We start from the raw sequence: 25,184 nt of genomic DNA on the forward strand, positions 1-25,184 counted from the left end.
GTCACATTACGGCCGGCAGCACGTGCTGTACTCGGTGGCCTGCCGGGACGGCCGCGTCGCGCTGCTGGGGGCGAAGAGCGGCGGCGCGCACGGCAACCCGCGGACGAGCACCTGGCGGCAGTTGCCGGACGGGTCACTGACCGAGACCACCGCCCCGTTCGAGTTGTTCGGCGGGCCACGCGCGGTGAACGTGGCCCGGATCACGGCGGGCCCGGCGGGTTGGCTGATCGCGGGCAGCCGCCGGGACGGCGCGGCGGTCTGGTCGTCGGCCGACGCCGCCCGGTTCGAGCTGCGGGAAGGGGTGGCCGAGCTGGCCGGGGACGGCCGGGGCCGTACCTCCGCCCACGACGCGGTGGGCGGCCCGTCCGCCGGTTGGTTCGTCGCCGGTTCCCTCCTGCCTGCCGGTGGCGGTTCGCTCCTACCGGTGGCCTGGACGTCCGGCGACGCGGTGACGTGGCGCCGGTGGATGCTGCCGGCGTCCTCCGGCACGGGGCAGGCGCAGCGGCGGGGCCCGGGGTGCCGTGGGTGGACGGGCTGGCCGTGGTCGGGGCGCAGGTGGTGGCGGTGGCCGGGGACGGCGGCGGGTACGGGATGTGCCTCTCGCCGGACGCGGGCGAATCGTGGCGGCCGGTGGGATTGCCGTCGTCGGTGCCCGACGGCGGCGACTCGGCGATGGCCGTGGCGGGTGCCGGCGACCGGCTCGTCCTGGTGTCCGACGACGGTGCGTCGTCGCGGGTCTGGTCGGTGCGGGTCCAGGGCTCCGGAGGGTAGGTCGGGCGGGCCGTTGGCCCGATGGGCACACGGATCGGACGGCTGGCCAATCCGGTGAATCGCCCACTCTTACAGCCACCGTCTTTCATTCACCACGGTCTGTAACGGTTCGGTCAACGACAACTGCCGGGTCTTACGTCACAGCTCAGCGTGGGATAACGTCCCGCCCCAGACCGGCGACGACGGTCTGGTTCGTCCGCCCCCGCAAGAGCCAGTTTGAAGCGGGTGGTTCGGGCCATGGGACGGAGGAGGGTTCGGGCCTTGAGGCAGAAGCTCGCACGCGTGATCGGCGGCGTGGCCATGATGGCGCTCGTCGCGGGTGGCACCGCGTGCTCCAGCGGCAGCGACGACACCGCGTCCGGTGGGGACGCGTGCGGCAACAAGATCGCGTTCTTCGGCGCACTGACCGGTAGCTCCGCCGCTCTCGGTATCAACGAGAACAATGGCGTGAAGCTGGCGGTCGAGCAGTACAACAAGGCGAACCCCGACTGCAAGGTCGAGCTGGTTCCCCTCGACTCCCAGGGCAGCCCGGACCAGGCGCCCGGTCTGGCGCAGAAGGCCATCGACGACACGAAGCTCCTCGGCATCGTCGGCCCGGCCTACTCGGGTGAGTCCGAGGCCGCCGGCCCGCTGTTCAACGAGGCCGGCCTGGTCACCATCACCCCGTCCGCCACCCGGCCGAGCCTCGCCGACCAGAAGTGGAAGACCTTCTTCCGCGCGGTCGGCAACGACTTCAGCCAGGGCCCGGCGGCCGGCAACTACATCAAGAACGTGATGAAGGCCGACAAGGTCTACGTCATCGACGACCAGTCGGCGTACGGCGCGGGCCTGGCCGACGAGGTCAAGAAGATCCTCGGCCCGGTGGTCGTCGGCTCGGACAAGGTCCAGGGCGAGGGCAAGCAGACGGACTTCTCCGCGGTGGTCACCAAGGTCAAGGCCGCCGGCGTGAAGGCGGTCTTCTACGGTGGCTACTACCAGGAGGCCGGTCTGATCCGTAAGCAGCTCACCGCTGCCGGGGTCACCGCGCCGCTGGTCGCCGGCGACGGCGTGAACGACGCCGCCTACATCACCTCCGCCGGTCAGGCCGCCGCCGAGGGCACCATCCTCACCTGCCCGTGCCAGCCGGCCACCGAGGCGCGGGGCACCTTCAAGGAGGAGTACAAGGCGCTGACCGGTGTCGAGCCCGGCACCTACAGCGACACCGCGTACGACGCGGCGAACATCCTGCTCGCCGGGATCAAGGCGGGCAAGACGACCCGTCCGGCGCTGCTCGAGTTCGTGAAGGGCTACAGCGGCGAGGGTGTCGCGGCGACGTACAAGTTCGTCGAGGGTGGCGAGCTGGACCCGGCGCAGGTCAAGGTCTGGGCGTTCAAGGTCACGGGCGGCAAGGTCGTCCCGGACCAGGAGATCCCGAAGTCCTGACGGCCGGTCGCTGCTGAAGCGGTTGAATTCGTGATCGCGGGTGCGGCCGGGAGCTCGCTCCCGGTCGCACCCGAACTCTTTCCAGACCTGATGGAGCGTCCCTCCCTTGGACTTCGACGGCCTGTTCTCCAACTTCGGGGAACTCACGACGACCGGCCTGACGCAGGGCGCTATCTACGCCCTGGTCGCGCTGGGGTACACGCTGGTGTACGGCGTGCTGAGACTCATCAACTTCGCCCACTCCGAGGTGTTCATCGCGGGTGCCTTCGCGGCGCTGTGGACGTGGGGTGCGTTCGGCCTCGACCAGGACTCGGTGGTCACCGGGTTCGGCTCGATCGTGTTCTACCTGTTGGTGGCGATGCTCGCGGCTGCGGCGGCGTCCGCCCTGACCGCCACGGTGATCGAGCGGGTGGCCTACCGGCCGCTGCGTCAGCGTAACGCCCCGCCACTGGCCTTCCTCATCACCGCGATCGGCGCGTCGATCGCGATCGCCGAGGCGTTCGGCATCTACACCCGCCGGCTGCCGCAGGGCATCCCGACCATCGTCGCGAACGACACGGTCCTCTCCGTCGCGGGCGTGCCGATCACCAAGGTGCAGATCCTGACGATCGTCGCCGCGCTGGCCATGATGATCGCGCTCGACTTCTTCATCAACCGGAGCCGGATCGGCCGGGGCATCCGGGCGGTGGCCCAGGATCCGAACACCGCCGCCCTGATGGGCGTCAACAAGGACCGGATCATCCTGATGGTCTTCATCGTCGGCGGCGCGATGGCCGGTGTCGCCGGCCTGCTCTACGACGTGCGGATCGGCAACCTGACCTACAGTGTCGGCTTCCTCCTCGGGCTCAAGGCGTTCACCGCCGCCGTGCTGGGCGGGATCGGCAACCTGCGTGGCGCGCTCGTCGGTGGCCTGCTGCTGGGAGTGGTGGAGAACTACGCCTCGGGCCTGTTCGGCTCGGAGTGGAAGGACTTCGCGGCGTTCGCCGTCCTGGTGGTGCTGCTGATGTTCCGGCCGACCGGCCTGCTGGGTGAATCGCTGGGGAGGGCACGGGCATGACGACCGTACTGGAGCGGGTGCGCTCCGGCCGTCAGGCGGCCGGGGAACGTTGGCGGGACATGCCGCGCTGGGTGCGCTGGGCGGTCCTGGCCGCGGTGATCGTGTTCTTCTACGCGTTGCCGAACAAGGAGTTCTACCAGTACCTCGGGCCGATCCCGACCACGGGCTCGAACTTCACCCAGGTGCTCTTCACCGTCTCGATCTACGTGCTGCTGGCCGTCGGTCTGAACATCGTGGTCGGTTTCGCCGGCCTGCTGGACCTCGGTTACTTCGGCTTCTTCGCCGTGGGCGCGTACACGGTGGCGGTGCTGACCTCGCCGACCAGCGACCTGAAGACGCTCTGGCCGTGGCTGCTCGCCGTGCCGCTCGCGATCGCGTTGACCATGCTCTCCGGCGTGATGCTCGGCACCCCCACCCTGCGGCTGCGCGGTGACTACCTGGCGATCGTGACCCTCGGGTTCGCGGAGATGATCCGGATCGCCGCGGTCAGCTCGGAGTTCCTCAAGGGGCAGCGGGGCTTCAACCAGATCCCGCACCCGCCGGGCAAGTACGCCGACGGCAAGCCGTTCTTCGGCGTGCTGGACGCGCGACCGTACTACTGGCTGGTGCTGACCCTGATCATCCTGGTGGTCATCGGGGTGCGGAACCTGGAGCGCAGCCGGGTCGGCCGGGCCTGGGTGTCGATCCGGGAGGACGAGGACGCGGCCCAGCTGATGGGCGTGCCGACGTTCAAGTTCAAGCTGTGGGCGTTCGCCGCGGGCGCGGCCATCGCCGGTTTGGCCGGGGCGCTCTTCGCCGGTAAGCAGAACTTCGTCAACTCGCAGAACTTCGAGCTGCTCAACTCGATCATCATCCTGGCGGCGGTGATCTTCGGTGGCTCGGGGAACATCTTCGGGGCCATCGTCGGTGGCGGCCTGGTCGCGTACATGATCGAGCGGTTCCGGGGCATCGAGCTGTTCGGTGTCGAGCTGTACGAGTACCGGTTCCTCTTCTTCGGCCTGGTCCTCGTCATCATGATGATCTTCCGGCCGGAGGGTCTGATCCCGAACCGACGACGAGCGGCGGAGTTCAAGGACCGCCGCAAGGAGGTGACCGTCGGTGAGTGAGATCGAGCAGAAGCCGGTCGTGCCGGCGCAGGCGACCGCTCCGGCCGCCGAGACGATGAAGAACCGCGAGCCGCTGCTGGAGGTCGACAACGTCACGCTCCGCTTCGGCGGCGTGGTGGCGCTGGACAAGGTCGACTTCACCCTCTACAAGGGTGAGATCCTCGGCCTGATCGGCCCCAACGGCGCGGGCAAGACCACCTGCTTCAACGCGATGACCGGCATCTACCAGCCCACCGAGGGGCAGATCCGGTTCCGGGGCGAGAAGATCAGTGGCAAGAAGCGGCACCAGATCACCCAGATGGGCATGGCGCGGACGTTCCAGAACATCCGCCTGTTCCCGGAGATGACCGCCCTGGAGAACGTGCAGGTCGGGGCGGACGCGCACCACAAGACCAGCGTGATCTCGGCGCTGTTCCGGCTGCCCCGGCACCGCCGGGAGGAGCGCGAGGGACGCGAGAAGGCCCAGCGGCTGCTGGAGTTCGTCGGCATCCCGCACCGGCTGCACGAGTACGCCCGCAACCTCTCCTACGGCGAGCAGCGGCGGTTGGAGATCGCCCGGGCGCTGGCCACCGACCCGGTGCTGCTCTGCCTGGACGAGCCCGCCGCCGGGTTCAACCCGGCGGAGAAGGAGGAGCTGCTCCAGCTCATCCGGCAGATCCGGGACCAGGGCGTGACCGTCCTGCTGATCGAGCACGACATGCGCCTGGTCATGGGGGTCACCGACCGGATCGTGGTGCTGGAGTTCGGGAAGAAGATCGCCGAGGGGCTCCCCGCCGAGGTGCGGGACAACCCGAAGGTGATCGCGGCGTACCTGGGGGTACCGGACGATGCTGCTTGAGATCGAGGACATGAGCCTGCTCTACGGGCGGATCAAGGCGCTGCACGGCATCAGCCTGACCGTCGACGAGGGCGAGGTCGTCGCGTTGATCGGGGCCAACGGCGCCGGCAAGACGACCACCATGCGGGCCATCTCGGGCATCCGGCCGATCGCGTCCGGGAGCATCCGGTTCAACGGCGAGGACATCTCCAAGCTCCGTGCCGACCTGCGGGTGCGACGCGGCCTCTGCCAGGCGCCGGAGGGCCGGGGCATCTTTCCGGGCATGACGGTGCTGGAGAACCTGGACATGGGGGCGTACACCCGCCGGGACCGGGCCGGGATCGCGCAGGACCTGAAGCGGGTGCTGGAGTTGTTCCCGCGCCTGGCCGAGCGGCGCAAGCAGGCCGGCGGCACGCTCTCCGGCGGTGAGCAGCAGATGCTGGCCGTGGGGCGGGCGCTGATGAGCCGGCCGAAGCTGCTGCTGCTGGACGAGCCGTCGATGGGTCTGGCCCCGATGCTGATCCAGCAGATCTTCTCCATCATCACGGAGATCAACCAGCAGGGCACCACCATCCTGCTCGTGGAGCAGAACGCGCAGCAGGCCCTGGCCCGGGCGCACCGCGCGTACGTGCTGGAGACCGGCCGGATCGTCAAGAGCGGCACCGGCGCCGAACTCCTGCACGACCCGGCCGTCAAAGAGGCGTACCTCGGCGTGGCCTGACCGGCCCGTCACCCCTCATTCCAAGGAGCCCACACATGTTCAGGACCAACGGAGGCCGCCGCGCGCTGCTCGGCGCCACCGGCGCGGTGCTGCTCGCCCTTCCGCTCGCCGCCTGTGGCGAGAAGGAGGAGACGGGGAACGAGCCCGGTGCCGGCCCCTCGGTCACCTCGTCGGTCGACGCGGCCCTGGCCGGCAAGGTGCCGGACGCCATCAAGGCCGACGGCGTGATCAAGGTCGGCACCGACTCCACCTACGCCCCGGCGGAGTACCTCGACACCGACGGCAAGACGGTGATCGGCTTCGACATCGACCTGTTCAACGCGGTGGCCCAGAAGCTCGGCCTGAAGGCCGAGTACGAGTCCGCCCCGTTCGACGCGATCCTGCCCGCCGTCTCGTCGGGCAAGTACGAGATCGGTGTCTCGTCGTTCACCATCAACGCCGAGCGCGTGCAGAGCGTGCACATGGTCAGCTACTACTCGGCCGGCACCCAGTGGCTGGCCAAGGCCGGCGCCACGATCGACATCGAGAACGCCTGCGGCAAGAAGGTCGCCGTGCAGACCGGTGCGGTCCAGGTGGACGACCTCAAGGCCCGGTCGAAGAAGTGCACCGACGCCGGCAAGCCGGCGATCACCATCGACCAGTACCAGGGGCAGAGTGACGCGACCGCCGCCGTGGTCAGCGGCAAGAACGACGCGATGCTCGCCGACTCGCCCGCCGTGGCGTACGCGGTGAAGCAGAGCAACGGTCAGCTCCAGCTGGTCGGGGACATCTACGAGTCGGCCCCGTACGGCTACGCGGTCAACAGGCAGCAGCAGGCCTTCGCCGAGGTGCTGAAGGAGGCCGTGCAGGCGGTCATCGCCGACGGCACGTACGAGGCGGCCCTGAAGAAGTGGGGCGTCGAGGGCGGCGGCATCACCACCTCGGCACTGAACCCGACCAGCTGATCCATGTCGGTCGGAACCGAACCATCCGAGCGGGCACGGCCGGAACCCATCCGCGCCGTGCCCGTGCGGCGTCCCGGACGATGGATCGCGGTCTTCGTCATCGGGGTGCTGGTCGCCATGTTCGTGCACCTGCTGGTGACGAACAAGGCGTTCAACTGGTCGTTCATGGTCGACGAGATGTTCCGTCCGCCGATCATCGAGGGGCTGCGGGGCACCATCGCGCTGACCGTGCTGGCGATGCTGATCGGCGTGGGGCTCGGCATCGTCATCGCGATCATGCGGCTCTCGGAGAACCCGATCCTGCGCGGGGTCTCCTGGGTCTACACCTGGTTCTTCCGGGCGGTGCCGCGCCTGGTGCTGGCGATCCTCTTCGGCAATTTGGGCATCCTCTGGTCGCGGATCGAGGTCGGGCTCCCCTTCGACCGGCAGCTCGGCGCGCTCTTCGGCGTGGACGACTTCGAGGCGCGGCTCTTCGGCTTTTCCGCCGTCGACATCCTCACCGGTCTCGTCGCCGGCATGTTGGCGCTCGGTCTCTCGGAGGCGGCGTACATGGCGGAGATCGTCCGGGCCGGCATCCAGTCCGTCGACGAGGGGCAGACCGAGGCCGCCCAGGCGCTCGGCCTGCGCCGCTCGCAGATCCTGCGCCGGATCGTGCTGCCCCAGGCGATGCGGGTGATCATCCCGCCGACCGGCAACGAGACCATCGCGATGCTCAAGGACACCTCGCTGGTGGCGTTCGTGCCGGTCTCCACCGAGCTGTTCTTCCAGCTCAAGGGCGTCGGCACCCGGACCTTCCAGGTCTTCCCGATGTACGTCGCGGCGTGCCTGTGGTATCTGCTGCTCACCAGCGTGCTGCTGGTCGGGCAGTACTACCTGGAACGGCACTTCTCCCGGGGCGTCGGCCGCAGCGCCCGGGCGAAGACCACGCTGCGCGGGGTGACCGCCGAGACCGGCGGCCGGACCGGGGAGGTGGTGCAGGGTGACTGAGCCGACCGCGAAGACATCGGCCGGGGCGCCGGACCTGATGGTCCGGGCCGAGCAGGTGCACAAGTCGTTCGGGTCGATCGAGGTGCTCAAGGGCATCGACCTGGAGGTGCGCTCGGGCGAGGTGTGCTGCCTGCTCGGGCCGTCCGGCTCCGGGAAGTCCACCTTCCTGCGCTGCATCAACCACCTGGAGAAGATCAACGCCGGCCGGATCTGGGTGGACGGCGAGCTGATCGGCTACCGGGAGCGGGGCGGCAAGCTGCACGAGATGCGGGAGAAGGAGGTCGCCGCCCAGCGCCGCGCCATCGGCATGGTCTTCCAGCGGTTCAACCTCTTCCCGCACATGACCGTCCTGGAGAACGTCATCGAGGCCCCGGTGCAGCTGGGCCGGGAGAAGAAGGCGGCGGCCCGGGAGCGCGCCGCCGCCCTGCTGGACCGGGTCGGCCTGGGCGACAAGCTCGGCAACTACCCGGGTCAGCTCTCCGGCGGCCAGCAGCAGCGGGTGGCGATCGCCCGGGCACTGGCCATGCGGCCGAAGCTGATGCTCTTCGACGAGCCGACCAGCGCGCTCGACCCGGAACTGGTCGGTGAGGTGCTGGACGTGATGAAGGGCCTCGCCCGCGACGGCATGACGATGATCGTGGTGACCCACGAGATCGGCTTCGCCCGCGAGGTCGGCGACTCGCTGGTCTTCATGGACGGCGGCGTGGTGGTCGAGTCCGGTCCACCCCGGGAGGTGCTGGCCAACCCCCGGCACAACCGCACGCGGGACTTCCTGGCCCGGGTGCTGTGACGCGGGTGCCGCGGCGGGAACCGACCGCCGCGGCGCCCGCAGCACGCGGCGGGCCGGTCGCACCGGGCGCTGTCGGGGGTACGGGCTAGAGTCGCCTCCGTGACAGCTACGACCCCGCGCCTGCTCCTCGTCGACGGCCACTCCCTGGCCTACCGGGCCTTCTTCGCCCTGCCGGTAGAGAACTTCTCCACCACGACCGGGCAGCCGACAAACGCGGTCTACGGCTTCACCTCGATGCTGATCAACGTGCTCCGCGACGAGCAGCCCACCCACATCGTGGTCACCTTCGACGTCTCCCGTCGTTCCTTCCGCACCGAGAAGTACGCCGAGTACAAGGCCGGTCGCAGCGAGACCCCGGCCGACTTCGCCGGCCAGGTCAGCCTGGTCAAGGAGGTCCTCGCCGCGCTGCGCGTCCCGGTGGTGGAGAAGGAGGGGTACGAGGCCGACGACGTCATCGCCACCCTCGCCTGTCAGGCCCGGGACCAGGGCATGTCGGTGCTGATCTCCACCGGCGACCGGGACGCCTTCCAACTCGTCGACGACCACATCACCGTGCTCTATCCCCGCAAGGGCGTCTCCGACCTGGCCCGGATGGACGCCGACGCGGTCGAGGCGAAGTACGGCGTCCGCCCCGAGCGCTACCGCGACCTCGCCGCGCTGGTCGGCGAGACCAGCGACAACCTCCCCGGCGTCCCCGGCGTCGGCCCGAAGACCGCCGCCAAGTGGATCAACCTGTACGGCGGGGTGGAGGGGGTCGTCGCGCACGCCGACCAGATCAAGGGCAAGGCCGGCGACAACCTGCGGGAGCGGCTCGCCGACGTGCTCCGCAACTACGACCTCAACTGCCTGGTCGCCGACCTCGACCTGCCGCTGCGCCCCGAGGACGCCCGCTGGACCGGCTGGGACCGGGAGGCCGTGCACCAGGTCTTCGACACGCTCCAGTTCCGCATCCTGCGCGACCGGCTCTACCAGTACCTGGAAGCGGTCGAGCCGGAGGCCGAGGCCGGCTTCGAGCTGACCGGCGAGCTGCTCACCGGGCCGGGTGCCCTGGCCGGGTGGCTGGGCAACCACGCGTCGGCCGACGTCCCGGTCGGGATGGCGGTCAAGCTCGACACCGGCCCGAACCGCCGGCACACCGCCTCGGTCGTCGGCCTGGCCCTGGCCACCGGGGCGGGCGCGGCGGCCTGGTGCGACCCGGCCCGCCTGACGCCGGCCGACGAGTCGGCGCTGGCCGCCTGGCTCGGTGACGCCGCCCGGCCCAAGGTGCTGCACGACAGCAAGCCGGCGGTGCTGGCCTTCGCGGCGCACGGCTGGGAACTCGCCGGCATCCACCGGGACACCCAGATCGCCGCCTACCTGGCCCGTCCCGACCAGCGCTCGTACGACCTCACCGACCTGGCGCTGCGTTACCTGCACCGGGAGCTGCGGGTGGACGCCCCGGAGAACGGCCAGCTCACCCTGGACGGCTTCGGTGACGACGGGGCCGCCGAGCAGAACCTCATGCTCCAGGCGCGGGCCACCCTGGACCTGGCCGACGCGATCGACGCCGAGCTGTCCCGCGACGGCGAGCAGTCCGCCCGGTTGATGGCCGGGGTGGAGCTGCCGCTGATGCGGGTGCTGGCCGCGATGGAGCGGATCGGCATCGCCGCCGACACCGACTACCTGCACGAGCTGGAGGCGCACTTCGCCGGTGAGGTGAAGGGGGCCGCGCAGGCCGCGTACGCCGAGATCGGGCGGGAGTTCAACCTCGGCTCGCCGAAGCAGCTCCAGGAGATCCTCTTCGGCGAGCTGGGCCTGCCCAAGACGAAGAAGATCAAGACCGGGTACACCACCGACGCGGACGCCCTCCAGTGGCTCTTCGCGCAGACCCAGCACCCGGTCCTGGCGCACCTGCTGCGGCACCGGGACGTCGCCAAGCTGAAGTCGACCGTCGACGGCCTGCTCAAGTCGGTCTCCGACGACGACCGGATCCACACCACCTTCAACCAGACGGTGGCCGCGACCGGCCGGCTCTCCTCCACCGAGCCGAACCTCCAGAACATCCCCATCCGCACCGAGGAGGGGCGGCGGATCCGCCGGGCGTTCGTGGTCGGCGAGGGGTACGACTGCCTGCTCACCGCCGACTACAGCCAGATCGAGATGCGGATCATGGCGCACCTCTCCGCCGACGACGCCTTGATCGACGCGTTCAACTCCGGGGCCGACTTCCACGCGGCCACCGCCTCGTCGGTGTTCGGCGTACCGGTCGGGGAGGTCACCGCCGACCAGCGGCGCAAGATCAAGGCGATGAACTACGGCCTGGCGTACGGGCTCAGCGCGTTCGGTCTCGCCCAGCAGCTCGGGATCACCGCCGAGGAGGCCCGGGGCCTGATGGAGAACTACTTCGCCGGGTTCGGTGGCGTCCGCGACTACCTGCGCACCGTGGTCGACAAGGCCCGCCAGGACGGCTACACCTCCACCGTGCTGGGCCGTCGCCGGTACCTGCCCGACCTGGTCAGCGACAACCGGCAGCGCCGGGAAATGGCCGAGCGGATGGCGCTCAACGCCCCGATCCAGGGGTCCGCGGCCGACATCATCAAGCTCGCCATGCTGCACGTCGACACGGCGCTGCGGGACGCCGGGCTGCGCTCGCGGATGCTGTTGCAGGTGCACGACGAACTGGTCTTCGAGGTGGCACCCGGCGAGCGGGAGGCGCTGGAGGCGCTGGTGCGGCGGGAGATGGGCGGGGCTTACCCGCTCTCGGTGCCGCTGGAGGTGTCGGTGGGCGACGGCCGGGACTGGAACAGCGCCGGCCACTGACGCCCTCGTCCCGCGCCCCCACCGCCCGGTCGATCATGGACTTCCGGCACTGCCCGAACCGCGCAATCGCCACCAATCACGTGCCTCGGCTCCATGATCGGTGGGGGCCAGGGGTTCTGGGCTGGGGCTAGCCGGCCGGGCCGCCGCGGGACTTGGGCGGGGCGCCGTGGCGCTCCAGAGCGCGGCGGGACGGGCCGCCGGGTGGCGGCAGCGGCTCCTTGAGCGGGTCGTGGCCCCAGTTCATCAGCGAGTACCGCCACTTCGTGTCACGGACGTCGCCGGAGGGACGCTGGGCCATGTGCCGGTGGACGTAGCCGACGACCTTGCGCATGTGTTTGAGGTCGGCCTCCGACAGCTCGGAGCGTTTGCGTCGCAGCAGGTTGACGATCTTCCGGCCGGAGTCGTGGCCGACCGACTCGCCGCCCTTGGTGCCCTCCTTGTGCCAGCCGACGTGCTTGGACTCCTCGGTCTCCAGCCAGCGGGAGAGTTCGGTGGGTGACATGTTCACCGCCTCGGTGAACTCCCGGTAGGTGTCCCGGTCCTGCTCATCGTTCTTCATGGCGCAGCGCCTCCGGCTTGTGTGCGACGTCCCGGCCCGAGTCGTCGTTGCGGATGCGGTACTGCGGATGCTCCGGGGACGCGTTCACCGCGTGTCCCCGTACGTGCGTCCGGTCGGTCAGCTTCTCCTTGACCACGCCGTGGGCCCGGCCGCTGTGGCTGGCCCAGGAGACGTGGTCGCCCTCGCGGAACTCCCTGTCGGCCATGCCCGCCGGGTACCCGGCGCCGGTGCCGGGAAACCGGGCCGCCGGTGTCAGGGCGTGATCACGGCGGTCCGGCGGCCCGGCGGCCCGGTGTCGAACCGTTGGTCAGCTCGTGGGTTTCTCGGCGACGAAGATGGCGGTGCCGGGGAAGAGCCGCCCGCGCAGCGGGCTCCACTGACCCCAGATCCCCTCGTGCCCCTCCGGCCACTCCGGTTCGACCAGGTCGATCAGGCGGAACCCGGCGCCGACCAGCTCACGGACCCGGTCACCGAGGGTGCGGTGCTGCTCGACGTAGGTCGCGACGCCCTCCTCGTCCTGCTCCACGTAAGGGGAGCGGTCGAAGTAGGAGTGGACGGCGGTCAGCCCGCCCTCGCCCGGGTCGTCGTAGAAGATCCAGCGCATCAAGTGGGTGTGATCTTGCTACATCAATAACGCCTGCTCGCGCCTGGGATGCCCACTCGCCATACGTCCCGCCGTACCTCGCGCCTGGGTTACGGCGCGGCTGGACGACGGGCCACGAAGATGGCGGTGCCCGGGAACAGCCGACCGCGTATCGGACTCCACTGGCCCCACACCTCTTCGTGTCCTGGCGGCCACTCCGGTTCAACTACGTCACAGAGAATGAAGCCGGCGGCCGTCAGTTCTCGGACCCGGTCGCCAAAGGTGCGGTGCGCCTCGATGTAGGAGGGCACCCCTGCCGAATCCTGTTCGATGTACGGGCGGCGGTCGAAGTAGGAGTGTACAGCGGTCAGGCCAGCCTCGCCGGGGTCGTCCAAGAAAATCCAGCGAATGGGGTGAGTAACGGCAAAGACCCACGCTCCGCCGGGGCGCAGCACCCGGAACACTTCGCGCATGAGTGCCTCGGAGTCTGCGACGAACGGCACAGCGCCGAACGCGGTATGCACCGTGTCGAACGTGTCTGCCCGGAACGGCATCGCTAGGGCGTCGGCTTGTATGAGCGGCACATGTACGCCCGAGCGGTCGGCGGCCAGTCTGGCATGCCGCAACATGCCAGCAGACAGGTCTAGAGCTGTCACGTCGGCCCCTTGGCCGTCCAGCCACCGCGAGCCCGCAGCCGCACCGCAGCCGATCTCCAGGACCCGAGTTCCCTTGACGTCGCCGAGGAGCCGGACGTCTGCTTCGCGTAGGCCCTCGGGACACCACACCAGGTCGACATCCCCCAGGAATGCGCCGTGCTCCGCCTGGTAGCTGTCGGCGTCCTCGTCCCACCAACGTCGGCTCGCCGCCCTGCCCTCTGCGTCGGACACCGTACGGCGACTGACGACGGGTTCGGGGGGCGTTGGGGGCTCGGTCATGCTTGTAACGGTACGGATCGCAGTAACCGGGAAAGCGGCGGGTGTCAAGACGGGCAGGGGGCGGTTCGTTCAGGCCCGCCCCTGCTCGCGCAGCGTCAGCTTGGGTGACACCCTGAGCCATCGCCGCTCACGGCCGGTGACCCGCTCCTTACCCCTCCTCCAGAGCGATCGTGTATGCGTGCACGAAGAAGGTTTCGACCCGTGCTCGGTGCAGGTGGCCGGCAAGTGCCTTGTCGCCCTCTTGACCGAGGACTACATGCACATGGACTTTGCCATCCCGGATTTCTCCCGTGCCGCTCAGCTCAAGCGGCTGACGGTACTCGTTGACGATGTCCGTGCCCGCGTCGCCCGCGAGCATGTTGCTGATTGCACACTCATCGACAGCGCCGATCAGCGAAACGATAGCGCCATTCGTTATCCCCTCTTCTGCGGCCCGTCTGGTCAGCGTCTCGATTACCTCTTCACCGGGCTTGACGCGCAACAGCTTCATATTCCTATCCAATCGCTAGAGGGGTAATTCCTGCCAGTACAGCCGCATATGCTCGCAGGTTCTCACGACACTCTTCGTGCTGCACAGCGGACATGAGAGCAGATCGGGTCCGAGTGTCCTCGACATCTATGCAGCTGGCGAGCAGTACAGCGCTGCACCATCGGGCGGCAGCGTCGCGGCCATTCTCAAGCTCGGCGGTGAGCCGTTGCGATACCCATTCTCTTGGGTGGTTGCTCTCGCCAAGAATCCGCCCTGCTGCTTGAGTTGTCACGCCGGACAGGTGCGCTGCCCGCTCCCATGGCAGTTCCAAGACTCGGCTGGCAACGGCCGTGAGGTAGAGGTGGCGGGCGTCTTGATCGCTGCGGATGGCCGAGATTGCGGCATCGCCCAACCCGGCCGCTCCTACCTTGGCGAGGATACCGGCAGAGTTGACCCGCAGGACCGCTGTAGCCCCCGTGCGCATCCATGCGGTCAGCCCTCGCCGCGCTCCTTCGCTGTCGGCCGCTAGTGCGCTAATCGTCAGATCGGTAGCGTGACTGGTCTGGGCGGTAGCAAGGAGATGTCCACTGCCCTGCGCGATGTCGCCGAAGACTCGGTGGGCGACGAGCACGTCTGTCAGCGCGGGGTCTGTAAATCGGTATGACCCGCTTGCGTTCCGCATGACGTGTGGATGCGTGTTGAGGCGTAGTGAAATAGACTGCGGAATTTGAGAAGGGTTCAGTTCGTTCGTTCGGTGCTGCCAAAGTTGCCATGCGAGCCACTCAACGGCCTCGTGGTCGCCCATCAAACGGGCGGACACCGATTGGTCGCAGAGGAAGCCGCTGGCCGCAGTGGCGGCCGTCGAGGCGAAAAACTGGCGACGGTTCACTTCACGCTCTTTCTCGTCCAGCTCCCCGCTGGTGGCCGGCAGAGCGAACCACAACCGATTCTCCGGTATGCGTAGCAACGTCGCCCATTGCACCAAGCGATCAAGGTGGACCAAGGGGGGACCGTTCTCCACCCGGCTTAACTGAGCTTGGCTCATGCCAATCCAGGAGGCGGCCTGATCTTGAGATATTGGATGGCGGCCGTGGTAGGGGTGCGTCCGCCACGCCCGGATCACCCGGCCCATGTGCCGACTGTGAAGTGCTTGGGCTAGGACGATCTCATCCCAGAAGTCGGCCGGAACCTCCGGCGCTGCACCTGGATGTTGCCGGCTGTAGGACGAGCAGGGCGAGCAGCACCCGTTGGTGTTGTCGCGTGCAAGACGTACGCCGCAGCGGCAATAGCGAGCCTCGTGGGTAGCTGTCATCGTGGCGTCCTTGTGTGGCAGCCGAGCCTAGATGGTATGCGGTGCAACTTGATGATCCCATCCGAGTGCCGGTTGTGCTTATGCATGAGACGCATATCGACATCCGCCCTCTGTCATGTTGCGCAAGGTCGAGCCCTCGGCATCCTGTTCTAACGATAAGCGATCGGCTAGTTACAGCAGTTCGTCTCCCCGCCCGTTCGTGACTGTTGACTCCGTGCGGGTGAGGGTCGGCATGCCGCGCGAGTCGTAGGACTCGCAACGGTCCTGCCTCGCGCGGCTTGCTCGACCGGCCCAGCTTGAACGGCGCTTGACCAGCGGCGACCAGGAAACGGACTTTCATTGTGGCGTATCAACCAGGACCGAACGATCTACTGCGCGCGGCGCGGCTGGCGCTGCGGTCCCCTTCGGGGTCGGGTCGGCCGATGTCGCGGCAGGAGTTGGCCGAGGCGGTCAACGCGTACTTGTACGAGCACGCGGGACGCCGGTTTGCCGTTCATGCCCGCTACATCGGCACTCTTGAACGCGGTACTACTCGGTGGCCGTCCGCGCACTACCGGACGGGATTGCGGGCGGTGCTGGGCAAGGCCACGGATGCGGAACTCGGCTTCTTCATCATCCAGGGGCACGCCAAGGATCCGGACGGGATCCGGGTCGAGCCGGCCCGGAGTACCGGTCCGTCTGACGCTGCGCCGGCCGACCTTCGCGCCACGGTGCCCGTGGCTACCCGTAGGGGAATCGCGTCTCCCCGGGAGGCAGGCGGCGGGCTCCGGGTAGTGCCGGCCGTCGCGGCGGCGGTGCAGGTCAGCGTGAACGCTGGCGCGGCGGTCAGGTTGATGTGCCACGACGGGCGGCCCGGCTGCGTCGCGGTGATGGCTGGTCCGCTACGGGTTTTGATCGACGTGTCGGACGTCGATTCAGTCAGCGCCGCCTCGTCCGGCAATGCCTCTGTGATGCTCGGTGCGGTGGCCCCGTGAGCCGTTTTGCGTCTGCGGAGGGCTCGACCTCGGATCGGGTGTCGGTGGACCTGGTGACGCCGGGTGAGTTGGCGGACGCTCGCAGGCTGCTGGGGGCTCAGTTGGCAGCAATGCGGAGAGGTGTTGGCCTCACTCAGGATCAGCTTGCCACGAAGGTGCGGTGGTCCCGGAGCACGGTCGCCAATGTGGAGACGGGGCGGCAGGTGACTCTTCGGGAGTTTTGGGCCGCCTGTGATGTCGTGTTGGGCGCGGGTGAGCTGTTGGTGTTGGGGTGGGCGCGGACGGAGGCGTTGTCGCGCCGGCTGCGTGATCAAAAGGCGGCGGAGCTGATCCGGCAGCGGCTGGCGCAGCCGGTCCCGGGCTGCGTGTGCCTTGATCTTCAACGGCTGTTCACTGAGCCCGGCGCGTCGCTACCCCTCGGCAGTCCGTCCGCTGCATCCATGACGATGAACGGAAGTGATCATGGATGACGACGATGCGGATCTGATCCGGCCGAGGCATCGCCCGCATCGGTCACGTCGGTTCCCGGGTGGTCGGCCGTGTGCCTGCCCGGGGTGTCGCACCGCGCGGAAGCGAGAGCGGCAGGTTCCCCGTCCGGGAGTGGTGCCGTCCGCTGGTGCTGTCCCGGCTTCTGGTGGCGACGCGATGCCGTCGCCTGCGGGGTTCGGGCCGGTGGATTGGCCGACGCAGATCGATTGGACCCGCGCGGCCGAGTTGGTGACCCGAGGCCAACTCCGCCGTGCGCAAGGAATCGCACGAGTGAAAGGAGTGAATCCCTCTAGCACGTCAGCTCATGGCACCAACTCGTCAGCTCTTACCCAGAATGGAGACACGGCACCATGACCGACACGATCACTGGTAACCCGACGATCGAGGCGTACACCGGCCGCCTCAACCTGTCCCGTACGCACTTCGTGGGGATCGGCGGGAGTGCGATGTCCGGCCTGGCTCGGCTGTTGGCCGAGCTGGGCTACCAGGTAAGCGGCAGCGATGTGACCGACTCGGCCGCCCTGGCGGGCCTGCGCACGGCCGGCGTGCGGGTGCGGGTGGGGCACGACGCCGCGCACATCGACGGGGCGAGCTGCGTCGTCTACACCACCGTCGCGCGGAACGCGCCGGAGGTGATTGCGGCCCGCGCCGCTGGAGCCCCGGTCGTGCACCGGGCGCAGGTTCTCGACTGGCTGGCCGGGTCGCGGCGGCTGGTGGCCGTCTCCGGTTCGCACGGCAAGTCCACCACGACGGCGATGCTCGCCCACATCCTGCGTACCCTCGGGCAGGACCCGACGTACCTGATCGGGGCCGACCTGACCGGCCCTGGGTCCGGCGCTCACCTGGGTACGTCGCGGCTGCTGGTGGCGGAGGCAGACGAATCGGACCGGTCGTTCCACTTCCTCACCCCGTCGTTCGCGGTGATCACCAACGTCACCGACGATCATCCGGAGAACTTCGCGAGCCACGCCGACGTGATGCGCGCCTACGTCGGGTTCGGTTGCCGGCTCGCGCCGCACAGGTTCCTGATCGTCAACGCCGACTGCGTGGGCGCGACGGTGGCCGCCGACGTGATCGCCGACGAGCGGCCTGATCTGACGGTGCTGCGGTATGGGCGGGACCGGGCGGCGGACGTTCGGTTGCTGGACGTGCAGGCGCGGGGGTGGAGCGCTTCGGCCACGGTGCGGGTACCGAACGGCACCGAGGTACGGCTGACCCTGCCGACTCCGGCCGCCCACCACCTAGACAACATGGCGGCGGCGGTGGCGTGCGCGGTGGCTCTCGGCTCCGATCCGGCTGACGTGGCGGGGGCGGCGTGCGCGTTCGGCGGGGTGCGCCGCCGGTTCGAGCACGTGGACACGCGGGCCGGGGTGACGCTGATCGACTCCTACGCCGACCACCCGAACGAGATCGCCGCCGACCTGGACGCCGCGCGGGCCCTGGCGCGGGGACGGGTCATCGTGGTGTTCCAGCCGTCCGGGCACGCCCGCGTTCTGGCATTCGGGGAGCGGATCGGCCGGGTCCTGGCGGACAAGGCCGATCACGTTCTGCTGCTCGACGTGCACGGCGCTGTGCCGGTGGGGCGGCCCGTGGCGGATGCGGCGGGGATCATGCCGTGGTTGCGGGACGGTCAGTGCTGCATGCCGCTCGGCCCGGACCACGCGGGCCGGGTGGTCGCACGGATGGCCGGCCGCGGTGACGTGGTGCTGACGATGGGCACCGGCGATGTGACCGGCTACGGTGCGGCCATCCTGGACAGCCTGGGCAGCCGATCCGAGGTCGCCCTGTCCGCCTGACCCCTGTTTCGGGTCAGGCGGTGACGGCGCCGGTTTCCTCGACCAGCTTGTCTGCGAGCGCGAGGAGTCCGGCGCTGTTGGCTGCCTTGACCAACACCACATCCCCCGGCCGTAACCCGTCGCGTAGTAGCTCCCATGCCTCGGCCACGTCGGCCGCCCGATCCACTGCCGTGGCGGTGCCGGCGGCTCCGGCCGCATACTGCTCGGCGTCCGTGCCGCCGATGGCGACCAGCCAGCCCGCGTCGATCTCGGCCACCTGCTGCCCGATCTCCCGGTGCACCTCGGCGGCGTGGTCGCCCAGCTCGGCCATCTCACCCAGCACGGCCACCGCTCGCCGGCCGTCACCGGTCATGGCGTGCAGTGCCCGCAGTGCGGCGCGCATGGCGTCGGGTGCGGCGTTGTAGGCGTCGTTGATGATCGTCACCCCGTCGGGGCGGGTGGTGACCTGCATCCGGCCCGGTGACACCGCCTCCGCCAGCGACAGTGCGTCGGCCACCGCTTCGATCGGATGGCCCAGCCCGAGGGCGACGGTGGCGGCGGCCAGGGCGTTGGACGCCTGGTGCAACCCGTACAGCCGCAACCGCACCTCGGCGGACTTGCCGTGGTGCACGAGCCGGAAGCGTGCGCGGCCCAGCTCGTCCACGGTCACGTTCTCGGCGCGTACGTCGGCCGGCTGTTCGATGCCGTAGCGGAGCACCCGGGCGGCCGTGCGGGCAGCCATGGCGGTCACCAACTCGTCGTCGGCGTTGAGGACGGCTAGGCCACCGTCGCCCGCGTCGGGGAGTGCTTCCACGATCTCGCCTTTGGCCTGGGCGATGTTCTCCACCGACCCGAATTCGCCAAGGTGCGCGTGCCCGACCCGGGTGACGACACTGACCGTGGGCGGGGCGATGCGGGTCAGGTACGCCACATGCCCGATCCCGCGAGCGCCCATCTCCAATACGAGGTAGCGGGTGTCTGCGGTGGCACGGGTGACGGTGTAGGGCAACCCGAGTTCGTTGTTGTTCGACGCTCGGTTGGCGACGGTCGGGCCGAACGCGGGGAGCACCTGCGCCAGGATGTCCTTGGTTGATGTCTTGCCCACCGAGCCGGTCACGCCGATCACCGTGGTCTGCGGGAGTCGGTCCACGACCGCGCGGGCCAGCCGCCCGTATGCGCCGGGCATGTCGTCGACGACGACCGCCGGGAGGCCGACCGGTCGAGACGCCAACACCGCCGCTGCCCCGGCCTGGATGGCTTGGGCGGCGTAGTCGTGCCCGTCAACGCGCTCACCGGGCAGTGCCACGAACATGCCGCCGGGCTCCACGCGCCGGCTGTCGAACACCACCGGGGCCGTCACGGTCACCGTATCGGGGGCGTCGTGGACGGCTCCGCCGACAACGGCCGTGATCTCTTGCAGGGTCATCGGAAGCACGACAAGAACCTACCGCGCCGGGTCGGCTGCGGGTGCGGCGCATCGGCGCGGCTAGCTGGACCGTGTTCGACCTTCTCAGGCTTCGCCGGGCGACTGCACGGCCGGTCATTCGTTCGGGTGGAGGTCCGCGACCGGTCGCGGATGGCGGATCGCCATCTCAAGGTTTTGACTTCTGCGGGTCGGGCTATGCCAAGCTGTAATTTAGAGGTCGCGCAAATTAGGTGGGCTTCATGGCCGGCGGGTGGGGCGGGTGTCCCACCGGTACAAGATCCATGCGTGACGGATGAGGCTACGGATGGTGATGATGGCGTCGGCGAGGTCGAAGTAGGCGTTGACCACGTCTTCTTTAGGTTCGTAACAGCGTTGCAGCCGGTTGAAGGCGTTGTGCCAGGCGTTCGTGCGCTCGACGTGCCACCGCCGGGTGGCCTGGATTGGGGCTTTGACGCCCTTGCGGGCGATCTCGCCGGTCAGCCTGCGGGCGGTGAGCAGGTCGCGGGTTTTCTGGGAGTCGTACCCGGCGTCCAGGTGCACGGTGATGGTGGCGGGCAGCGGGCCGAGGTCGTCGAGCCGGTCCAGGGTGGATGCCAGCAGCGGGGAGTCGTGGCGGTGGGCGCCGGCCAGGACGCGACCCAGTGGGATGCCGCGGGCCTCGACCATGACCGAACGTTTCATGCCTTGCTTGCCGCGGTCGACCGGTGAACGGCCAGCGACCTCGCCACCGCCGGGCGCCTTGGTGATGCACCCATCGACGGCGAGGTCGTCCAGCAGCAGCCCGACGAGACGGTCGTAGGCGTTCAGCGCGATCGTCTTGAGCTGGGCGAACACGCCCAACTGGATCCACTCATCGCGGCGGTTGCGGATCGTGGTGGCCGAGCAGGTCGAGTCAGCGATGCCCTGGTAGGAGCAGCCGAAACGCAGCACCTGCAGCAACTTGTCGAACACGATCCGGTCGGCGACCCGCCGGCGGTGACAGCCCAGCGGATGGGTGGGGTCGGTAGCGGGACGGGGTGGCAGCAGCGCGGCGAACTGGTCCCACAAGGGGTCGCTCAGCCATGATGGGACAGCGGGCACAGGCGTTCCAGTGATCATTGAGCCTTTCCGCGTAACGGGTCGTGGCGTTGGGTGATCAGGTTGTGCGGTTGTGCTCGACGTGCAGGAGCACGAGGGCCGCCGCGGTGATCCTGCCGATGTTCCACGGGCACAGGCTGACGTTGCGCAGCGCTTTGAAGGTGGTCTTGAGCAGGGAGTTTCCGCGTTCGCCGATGGCGCGGACACCGTTGTGGGCCTTGTTGAACTGCTGCTGCACGTCGGTGCAGGTGCCGTTGCGCGGCTTCTTGAACGCGGTCGTGATCGTGTCGGCTTCGCCTTCGTAGCCAAGGTCGCCGAGAACCCGCCGCTGGTCGTTGGTCCAGGCGGTCAGCAGGGGCAGGATGCCGTGTTCGCGCAGGGCGGTCGTGTCATGTTCCCGGCCGGGACGCACTGGTGAGGTCCACAGCGGCCACCCGTCCGGGGCGGTGATGACCTGCACGTTACCGCCGTGGTTGTCGTGTTTGCCGGACCACCAGAGGTCCACTCCCGGCGTCGGCCCCGGTGTGCGGCACCGGTCGGTCTCGATCAGGGTCCCGTCGATGTTCACGTGGGCGTAGCCGGCCATCTTCGCCGCCAACAGCACCGATTCCAGGCCCGGCGCGTGCGCGGCGAGGACCCGGATGCCCTCGTGCAGGTAGGCGTAGCCGGTCGACGAGCTGACCTGGTTGTCGATGGCCAACTGCTTGACCCGAGTGCCGTCGAGGAACCAGCGGATCACCAGGATCGCCTGCTTGAAGCAGCTCAGCGACCGCGTCCCGGAACGGGTCCCGAGCCGCTGCCGTTGCCCATGCAGAAGCCCGGACAGGAACAACACGGTCTCCTCGCGCACGGACAGCTCGGCGGTGTATGTGACACTCATGGCGACGCAGGGCCCCTACTGAAGTTGATCTGTGGAAGGACCACTTCATACCGGGGCTCTGCGTCTTTCCCTTGCACCACAACGGGTCCGGGCGTGTCCGCACCGCCCACCAACGCCGCTACGCGCCGCACTCACACCGTTACGCGGAAAGGCTCATTAGGCGTAGGAACCTTCATGATTACTGATGCCTGTGCCCGTCTCCTACCCGGCTCATCCCCGCTGACCTATTTGCGCGACCTCTTAGAGATCAATCTCGTCGTCATTGTCAGGTGCCGGAATCCAGTACGGTTCCCGTTCAACCGGTACAACGAGGGCCGCTGCCGGACGCGACCTCGCCCACCTCAGAACCTCCTCGCGGGTCCCTTCAATTCCCGCCACCCCTGCCGTCTGACCACCTGGCATCTCGTCTACCCACTTTGCAGCCCAGACAATCTCCCGTTCCAGGTTGCGGCATTTATGTATATAGACTGTGCCTTGCCCGGGGCGGGGATCGGTTATCACCTGCGCGGGCGCGATTTCTTCGTCACGAATCTCTGGCGGAAGATAATAGGCGTTCGTGCGGCGGCGAGGTTGCTCCATACGGCGGATACTAGCGGACTGATTGCGATCCGAACCCGGAACCGGATCGAGCCCCGCGTGATCACTTACGTTGATCATGCGGGGCTCGACCGTCAGGTGCTACTCAGGCACCGCTCGCCCTGGCCGCGTCAGGACGGATCCCACCCCGAGCCGTACCAGGCGCTCCCCATCTGCGGCGGGTCGTCCAGGTTGTACGCCCCGGCAGAGTTGCGGTGGAACTTCGGGCTCTTGATGAAGGTGTACCAGCGCCCCGGGTACGAACTGGACGGGTCCGTCCAGTCGAACTGATGAGCCACGCCGGCATGAGCGACGGTGCTCTCATAGCCGACGTAGCCACCGGAGCCGAAGCAGTTCACCAAGGCTCCGGCCCCATACGGGCCACCGCTCCAGGTCCGCCGCGTCGACCCCCCACTCACGGGGTAGCCCTCGGGATGGGCACTGCTGAGGTACAGCCGCTCACCCGACGCCCGGACCTGCTTCGTGCCGCGCGTCGACTCGAACTGGAAGGGCTTCGACGTGGAAGAGCCTCCGCTGAACTGCACTTCGATGAAGAACTCGGTACTTCCCAGCGTGGTCCCGTTGTAGCCGTAGATGCCATCGCCACTGAACTCGGCCCAGTAGTTCGCGACGTAGTACCAGCACCCCAACGCCGAGCAGGTTCCACCGTCGGCCCGCACCTTCGACGTGTCCGGGCAGACCCATGCGCCCTTCCGTGCGCTAACCGGACTGGAGCACTGGTCGGCCCCGGATGCGGTCACGGCTCCGATGTATGCCTTCGTCGTAGTGGTCGGAATGGAGCCTGCGACTGCCGGAGTGGTGCTCGCGCTGAGCCCTCCGACCATCACCAGTGCTGCGGTGAGTAGCAGTCTTACGAACCGTTTGACCATCGCCTCTTCTTCCGTAGGGGGCGTTCGGCAATAACCGTTGGGTCGCTCGCCGTCCACCTCGATATGGGGGATGGGGCACACAGGAGTCCAGGGCCCTTACTCGACAGACGCCCCGTGCCTGATCGAACGCTATCGCTGCGCTTGCCGGCAAACAAGGACATCGATTGTCGGAGTTGGGCTCCGACATTCTTCAGCGATTACCAGAGCCAGAATTGCTTGAACGGGGATTCCCATGAACAGCATCCACCCAAGTGGAGATCTGCAAGGCTTGACTTTCACCGACCGCGAGATTCTGACCACCGCCACTCACCCCGACTTCAGGGCGTGGCTTGCCCGCATCCGCCACATCGGCGGCTGCCAACACCCCGTGCACCTCGTCGGCCAAAGCCTGACCGTGGACGCCGCCACCGGCCGCCTCGTGCATGCCCTAACCAGCGCGGAGCAGCCACACGGCCGACTCACCATCGCCTGCGGCAACCGCCGCCAATCCCGCTGCGAACCCTGCGCCCGGCTACACCAAGGCGACACCTATCAACTCGTCGTGTCAGGGCTCGCCGGAGGCAAGGGCATCCCCGACACCGTGAGGGCGCACCCGCGCGTGTTCGTCACCTTCACCGCGCCCAGCTTCGGCCCCGTCCACCGGCACATTGCCGACCACCCGTGCCGGCCACCCCGCCCCGGCCGTGGCCTCGTCTGCACCCACGGCCGGCCCCTGTGGTGCCTCGACCGGCACCCGAGCGACAACCCACTCACCGGCTCGCCGATCTGCGGCGACTGCTACGACCACCCCGCCGCCGTCCTCTGGAACGCCCACACCCGCGACCTGTGGCAACGCCTACACCGCAACCTGTACGAAGCCATCGCCACCAGTCGGGGCATCTCCCGCACCGCCGCACGAAAATCCGTCCGCGTCGCCTACGCCAAAGTCGCGGAGTACCAACGGCGTGGGTCGATCCACTTCCACGCCGTCATGCGCTTCGACGGCCCCACCCCCGACACCCCACCCCCGGCCTGGGCCACCCTCGCACTCCTGACCCAGACCATCCGCACCGCCACCCGCCGTGTCCACCTCGCCGTGCCCGGCCTGGACGCGATCCTGCGGTTCGGCGCGCAGCTCGACATCCGGCCCATCCTGCCCGGCAACGGCAGCGACGACGATCTCACCGAACGGGCCGTGGCCTCCTACATCGCCAAGTACGTCACCAAGCCCGATGTCGCCGGCATCACCGTTGACCGGCCCATCCGCGACGCCATCACCATCTCCGTCCTCCCCGTCACCGACCACGCCCGCACCCTCATCCGCACCTGCTGGACCCTCGGCGGCCGGACCGAATACAAGGCGCTGAACCTGCGGCGCTGGGCGCACCAACTCGGCTACCGAGGACACATCGCCAGCAAGAGCCGCGCCTACTCCACCAGCTACACCGCCCTCCGCGCCGCACGTGAGCAGCACCGCCGCGACCACAACGACCAGAAGGAAGCGCTCGACGACATCGACACCATCACCGACAAGCACTGGACCTACACCGGCAACGGCCACACCCCCGGACAAGCCATGTTCGCCGACGCCATCGCAGACGACCTCCAAACCGCCCGCGAAGCCGCCCACGAGGCGCGCACAGGTGGTGAGCGCGATGAGCCTTGAACCCGCATCGACGAACACGGAGCGGGCCGTCAGCGTTCAAACACCCGCCTGCAGGAGAGAACAGCGGTCCGACCAGGCTGAACACGTACGCAAAATCCTCGACGGATGGCCACCGCTGACAGAGGAACAACGCTCGACGCTAGCGCTACTCGTGCAGTCACCGGACCGTGCGGCAGCATG

25 protein-coding genes and 1 pseudogene are annotated in these 25,184 nt (G+C 68.5%); 14 read left to right on the forward strand and 12 right to left on the reverse strand.

Going from position 1 to position 25,184, the window contains the following annotated elements:
• Positions 1-6: 6 nt before the first annotated feature.
• Positions 7-489, reverse strand: coding sequence for a hypothetical protein (locus GA0074694_RS33000; RefSeq protein WP_245714788.1), 483 nt, complete (start codon positions 487-489; stop codon positions 7-9).
• A gap of 36 nt (positions 490-525) precedes the next feature.
• Between GA0074694_RS33000 and GA0074694_RS33005 the strand changes: the two genes are divergently transcribed.
• The 10 genes from GA0074694_RS33005 to polA all read left to right on the forward strand — a co-directional run bounded on the left by GA0074694_RS33005 (position 526) and on the right by polA (position 11,414).
• Positions 526-771, forward strand: a complete 246-nt coding sequence (locus GA0074694_RS33005) for a hypothetical protein (RefSeq protein ID WP_245714789.1) — start codon at positions 526-528, stop codon at positions 769-771.
• 261 nt (positions 772-1,032) lie between these two features.
• Positions 1,033-2,193 carry a branched-chain amino acid ABC transporter substrate-binding protein gene (locus tag GA0074694_RS18435; protein WP_091460064.1) on the forward strand — a complete coding sequence of 387 codons (1,161 nt, stop codon included), beginning with the start codon at positions 1,033-1,035 and terminating at the stop codon, positions 2,191-2,193.
• 106 nt (positions 2,194-2,299) lie between these two features.
• A complete protein-coding gene (locus GA0074694_RS18440) occupies positions 2,300-3,250 on the forward strand; it encodes a branched-chain amino acid ABC transporter permease (RefSeq protein ID WP_091460066.1) in 951 nt (316 codons plus the stop codon).
• Complete coding sequence (locus GA0074694_RS18445; protein ID WP_091460069.1) at positions 3,247-4,356, forward strand: branched-chain amino acid ABC transporter permease; 1,110 nt, start codon at positions 3,247-3,249, stop codon at positions 4,354-4,356. Before GA0074694_RS18440 ends, GA0074694_RS18445 begins: the two co-directional genes overlap by 4 nt.
• Before the next feature lie 55 nt (positions 4,357-4,411).
• Positions 4,412-5,194 (forward strand): ABC transporter ATP-binding protein, encoded by a 783-nt coding sequence (locus tag GA0074694_RS18450; RefSeq protein ID WP_198501252.1) that lies wholly within the window; start codon positions 4,412-4,414, stop codon positions 5,192-5,194.
• Positions 5,184-5,894: an ABC transporter ATP-binding protein gene (locus GA0074694_RS18455; protein ID WP_091460073.1), complete on the forward strand. Its 711-nt coding sequence runs from the start codon at positions 5,184-5,186 to the stop codon at positions 5,892-5,894. The genes GA0074694_RS18450 and GA0074694_RS18455 overlap by 11 nt, the downstream gene beginning before the upstream one ends.
• Positions 5,895-5,929: 35 nt before the next feature.
• Positions 5,930-6,838 carry an ABC transporter substrate-binding protein gene (locus GA0074694_RS18460; RefSeq protein WP_091460075.1) on the forward strand — a complete coding sequence of 303 codons (909 nt, stop codon included), beginning with the start codon at positions 5,930-5,932 and terminating at the stop codon, positions 6,836-6,838.
• Positions 6,839-6,841: 3 nt separating this feature from the next.
• Complete coding sequence (locus GA0074694_RS18465) at positions 6,842-7,825, forward strand: amino acid ABC transporter permease (protein WP_091460077.1); 984 nt, start codon at positions 6,842-6,844, stop codon at positions 7,823-7,825.
• A gap of 37 nt (positions 7,826-7,862) precedes the next feature.
• Positions 7,863-8,615 carry an amino acid ABC transporter ATP-binding protein gene (locus GA0074694_RS18470; RefSeq protein ID WP_091463376.1) on the forward strand — a complete coding sequence of 251 codons (753 nt, stop codon included), beginning with the start codon at positions 7,863-7,865 and terminating at the stop codon, positions 8,613-8,615.
• A gap of 99 nt (positions 8,616-8,714) precedes the next feature.
• Positions 8,715-11,414 (forward strand): DNA polymerase I, encoded by a 2,700-nt coding sequence (gene polA, locus GA0074694_RS18475; protein WP_091460079.1) that lies wholly within the window; start codon positions 8,715-8,717, stop codon positions 11,412-11,414.
• Between the two features lie 127 nt (positions 11,415-11,541).
• Here the strand turns inward: polA and GA0074694_RS18480 are convergent, their stop codons facing one another.
• The 6 genes and pseudogenes from GA0074694_RS18480 to GA0074694_RS18505 form a co-directional block, all read right to left on the reverse strand.
• The gene (locus GA0074694_RS18480; protein ID WP_091460082.1) at positions 11,542-11,973 is read right to left on the reverse strand and encodes a DUF3140 domain-containing protein; all 432 of its coding nucleotides are present in this window, start codon (positions 11,971-11,973) and stop codon (positions 11,542-11,544) included.
• Entirely contained in the window at positions 11,960-12,178 is a 219-nt protein-coding gene (locus tag GA0074694_RS18485) for a hypervirulence associated TUDOR domain-containing protein (protein ID WP_088982992.1), read from the reverse strand. The genes GA0074694_RS18480 and GA0074694_RS18485 overlap by 14 nt, the downstream gene beginning before the upstream one ends.
• Before the next feature lie 102 nt (positions 12,179-12,280).
• Positions 12,281-12,586 (reverse strand): annotated as a pseudogene (locus tag GA0074694_RS18490) (SAM-dependent methyltransferase); the annotation flags it as partial.
• An 80-nt stretch (positions 12,587-12,666) separates the two neighbouring features.
• The gene (locus GA0074694_RS18495; protein WP_091460085.1) at positions 12,667-13,491 is read right to left on the reverse strand and encodes a class I SAM-dependent methyltransferase; all 825 of its coding nucleotides are present in this window, start codon (positions 13,489-13,491) and stop codon (positions 12,667-12,669) included.
• Positions 13,492-13,639: 148 nt separating this feature from the next.
• Entirely contained in the window at positions 13,640-13,981 is a 342-nt protein-coding gene (locus GA0074694_RS18500; protein ID WP_091460087.1) for a PPC domain-containing DNA-binding protein, read from the reverse strand.
• A 4-nt stretch (positions 13,982-13,985) separates the two neighbouring features.
• Positions 13,986-14,903: a hypothetical protein gene (locus tag GA0074694_RS18505; RefSeq protein ID WP_091463377.1), complete on the reverse strand. Its 918-nt coding sequence runs from the start codon at positions 14,901-14,903 to the stop codon at positions 13,986-13,988.
• Between the two features lie 806 nt (positions 14,904-15,709).
• On the opposite strand from GA0074694_RS18505, the gene GA0074694_RS18510 reads away from it, so the two are divergent.
• From GA0074694_RS18510 to murC, 3 genes are all read left to right on the forward strand, one after another.
• Positions 15,710-16,246: a hypothetical protein gene (locus GA0074694_RS18510; protein ID WP_141714187.1), complete on the forward strand. Its 537-nt coding sequence runs from the start codon at positions 15,710-15,712 to the stop codon at positions 16,244-16,246.
• The gene (locus GA0074694_RS18515) at positions 16,243-16,716 is read left to right on the forward strand and encodes a helix-turn-helix domain-containing protein (protein ID WP_091460089.1); all 474 of its coding nucleotides are present in this window, start codon (positions 16,243-16,245) and stop codon (positions 16,714-16,716) included. The genes GA0074694_RS18510 and GA0074694_RS18515 overlap by 4 nt, the downstream gene beginning before the upstream one ends.
• Positions 16,717-17,085: 369 nt before the next feature.
• Entirely contained in the window at positions 17,086-18,531 is a 1,446-nt protein-coding gene (gene murC, locus GA0074694_RS18520) for a UDP-N-acetylmuramate--L-alanine ligase (RefSeq protein WP_091460091.1), read from the forward strand.
• Positions 18,532-18,544: 13 nt separating this feature from the next.
• On the opposite strand, the gene GA0074694_RS18525 is transcribed toward murC, so the two are convergent.
• From GA0074694_RS18525 to GA0074694_RS18540, 5 genes are all read right to left on the reverse strand, one after another.
• The gene (locus GA0074694_RS18525) at positions 18,545-19,936 is read right to left on the reverse strand and encodes a UDP-N-acetylmuramoyl-tripeptide--D-alanyl-D-alanine ligase (protein ID WP_091460094.1); all 1,392 of its coding nucleotides are present in this window, start codon (positions 19,934-19,936) and stop codon (positions 18,545-18,547) included.
• Positions 19,937-20,173: 237 nt separating this feature from the next.
• Positions 20,174-21,016, reverse strand: a complete 843-nt coding sequence (locus GA0074694_RS18530) for an IS5 family transposase (protein ID WP_091460097.1) — start codon at positions 21,014-21,016, stop codon at positions 20,174-20,176.
• A gap of 55 nt (positions 21,017-21,071) precedes the next feature.
• A complete protein-coding gene (locus tag GA0074694_RS18535) occupies positions 21,072-21,893 on the reverse strand; it encodes an HARBI1 family protein (RefSeq protein ID WP_091456042.1) in 822 nt (273 codons plus the stop codon).
• Positions 21,894-22,133: 240 nt separating this feature from the next.
• A complete protein-coding gene (locus GA0074694_RS31765; protein ID WP_176738002.1) occupies positions 22,134-22,550 on the reverse strand; it encodes a hypothetical protein in 417 nt (138 codons plus the stop codon).
• A 50-nt stretch (positions 22,551-22,600) separates the two neighbouring features.
• Positions 22,601-23,359, reverse strand: a complete 759-nt coding sequence (locus tag GA0074694_RS18540) for a hypothetical protein (protein ID WP_141714189.1) — start codon at positions 23,357-23,359, stop codon at positions 22,601-22,603.
• A 268-nt stretch (positions 23,360-23,627) separates the two neighbouring features.
• Between GA0074694_RS18540 and GA0074694_RS18545 the strand changes: the two genes are divergently transcribed.
• Complete coding sequence (locus tag GA0074694_RS18545) at positions 23,628-25,004, forward strand: replication initiator (protein WP_091460102.1); 1,377 nt, start codon at positions 23,628-23,630, stop codon at positions 25,002-25,004.
• The last annotated feature ends 180 nt before the right edge of the window (positions 25,005-25,184 follow it).

The organism is Micromonospora inyonensis, assembly GCF_900091415.1.
Lineage (GTDB): Bacteria > Actinomycetota > Actinomycetes > Mycobacteriales > Micromonosporaceae > Micromonospora > Micromonospora inyonensis.

Excerpts from the sequence above, each read along its gene's own strand:
- GA0074694_RS18450 (WP_198501252.1), top strand. The coding sequence starts at position 4,412 with ATGAAGAACCGCGAGCCGCTGCTGGAGGTCGACAACGTCACGCTCCGC.
- GA0074694_RS18465 (WP_091460077.1), top strand. The coding sequence starts at position 6,842 with ATGTCGGTCGGAACCGAACCATCCGAGCGGGCACGGCCGGAACCCATC.
- GA0074694_RS18480 (WP_091460082.1), bottom strand. The coding sequence starts at position 11,973 with ATGAAGAACGATGAGCAGGACCGGGACACCTACCGGGAGTTCACCGAG.
- GA0074694_RS18460 (WP_091460075.1), top strand. The coding sequence starts at position 5,930 with ATGTTCAGGACCAACGGAGGCCGCCGCGCGCTGCTCGGCGCCACCGGC.
- GA0074694_RS31765 (WP_176738002.1), bottom strand. The coding sequence starts at position 22,550 with ATGATCAACGTAAGTGATCACGCGGGGCTCGATCCGGTTCCGGGTTCG.
- murC (WP_091460091.1), top strand. The coding sequence starts at position 17,086 with ATGACCGACACGATCACTGGTAACCCGACGATCGAGGCGTACACCGGC.
- GA0074694_RS18535 (WP_091456042.1), bottom strand. The coding sequence starts at position 21,893 with ATGAGTGTCACATACACCGCCGAGCTGTCCGTGCGCGAGGAGACCGTG.
- GA0074694_RS18540 (WP_141714189.1), bottom strand. The coding sequence starts at position 23,359 with ATGGTCAAACGGTTCGTAAGACTGCTACTCACCGCAGCACTGGTGATG.
- GA0074694_RS18445 (WP_091460069.1), top strand. The coding sequence starts at position 3,247 with ATGACGACCGTACTGGAGCGGGTGCGCTCCGGCCGTCAGGCGGCCGGG.
- GA0074694_RS18495 (WP_091460085.1), bottom strand. The coding sequence starts at position 13,491 with ATGACCGAGCCCCCAACGCCCCCCGAACCCGTCGTCAGTCGCCGTACG.
- GA0074694_RS18500 (WP_091460087.1), bottom strand. The coding sequence starts at position 13,981 with ATGAAGCTGTTGCGCGTCAAGCCCGGTGAAGAGGTAATCGAGACGCTG.
- GA0074694_RS18525 (WP_091460094.1), bottom strand. The coding sequence starts at position 19,936 with ATGACCCTGCAAGAGATCACGGCCGTTGTCGGCGGAGCCGTCCACGAC.
- GA0074694_RS18455 (WP_091460073.1), top strand. The coding sequence starts at position 5,184 with ATGCTGCTTGAGATCGAGGACATGAGCCTGCTCTACGGGCGGATCAAG.
- GA0074694_RS18470 (WP_091463376.1), top strand. The coding sequence starts at position 7,863 with ATGGTCCGGGCCGAGCAGGTGCACAAGTCGTTCGGGTCGATCGAGGTG.
- GA0074694_RS18485 (WP_088982992.1), bottom strand. The coding sequence starts at position 12,178 with ATGGCCGACAGGGAGTTCCGCGAGGGCGACCACGTCTCCTGGGCCAGC.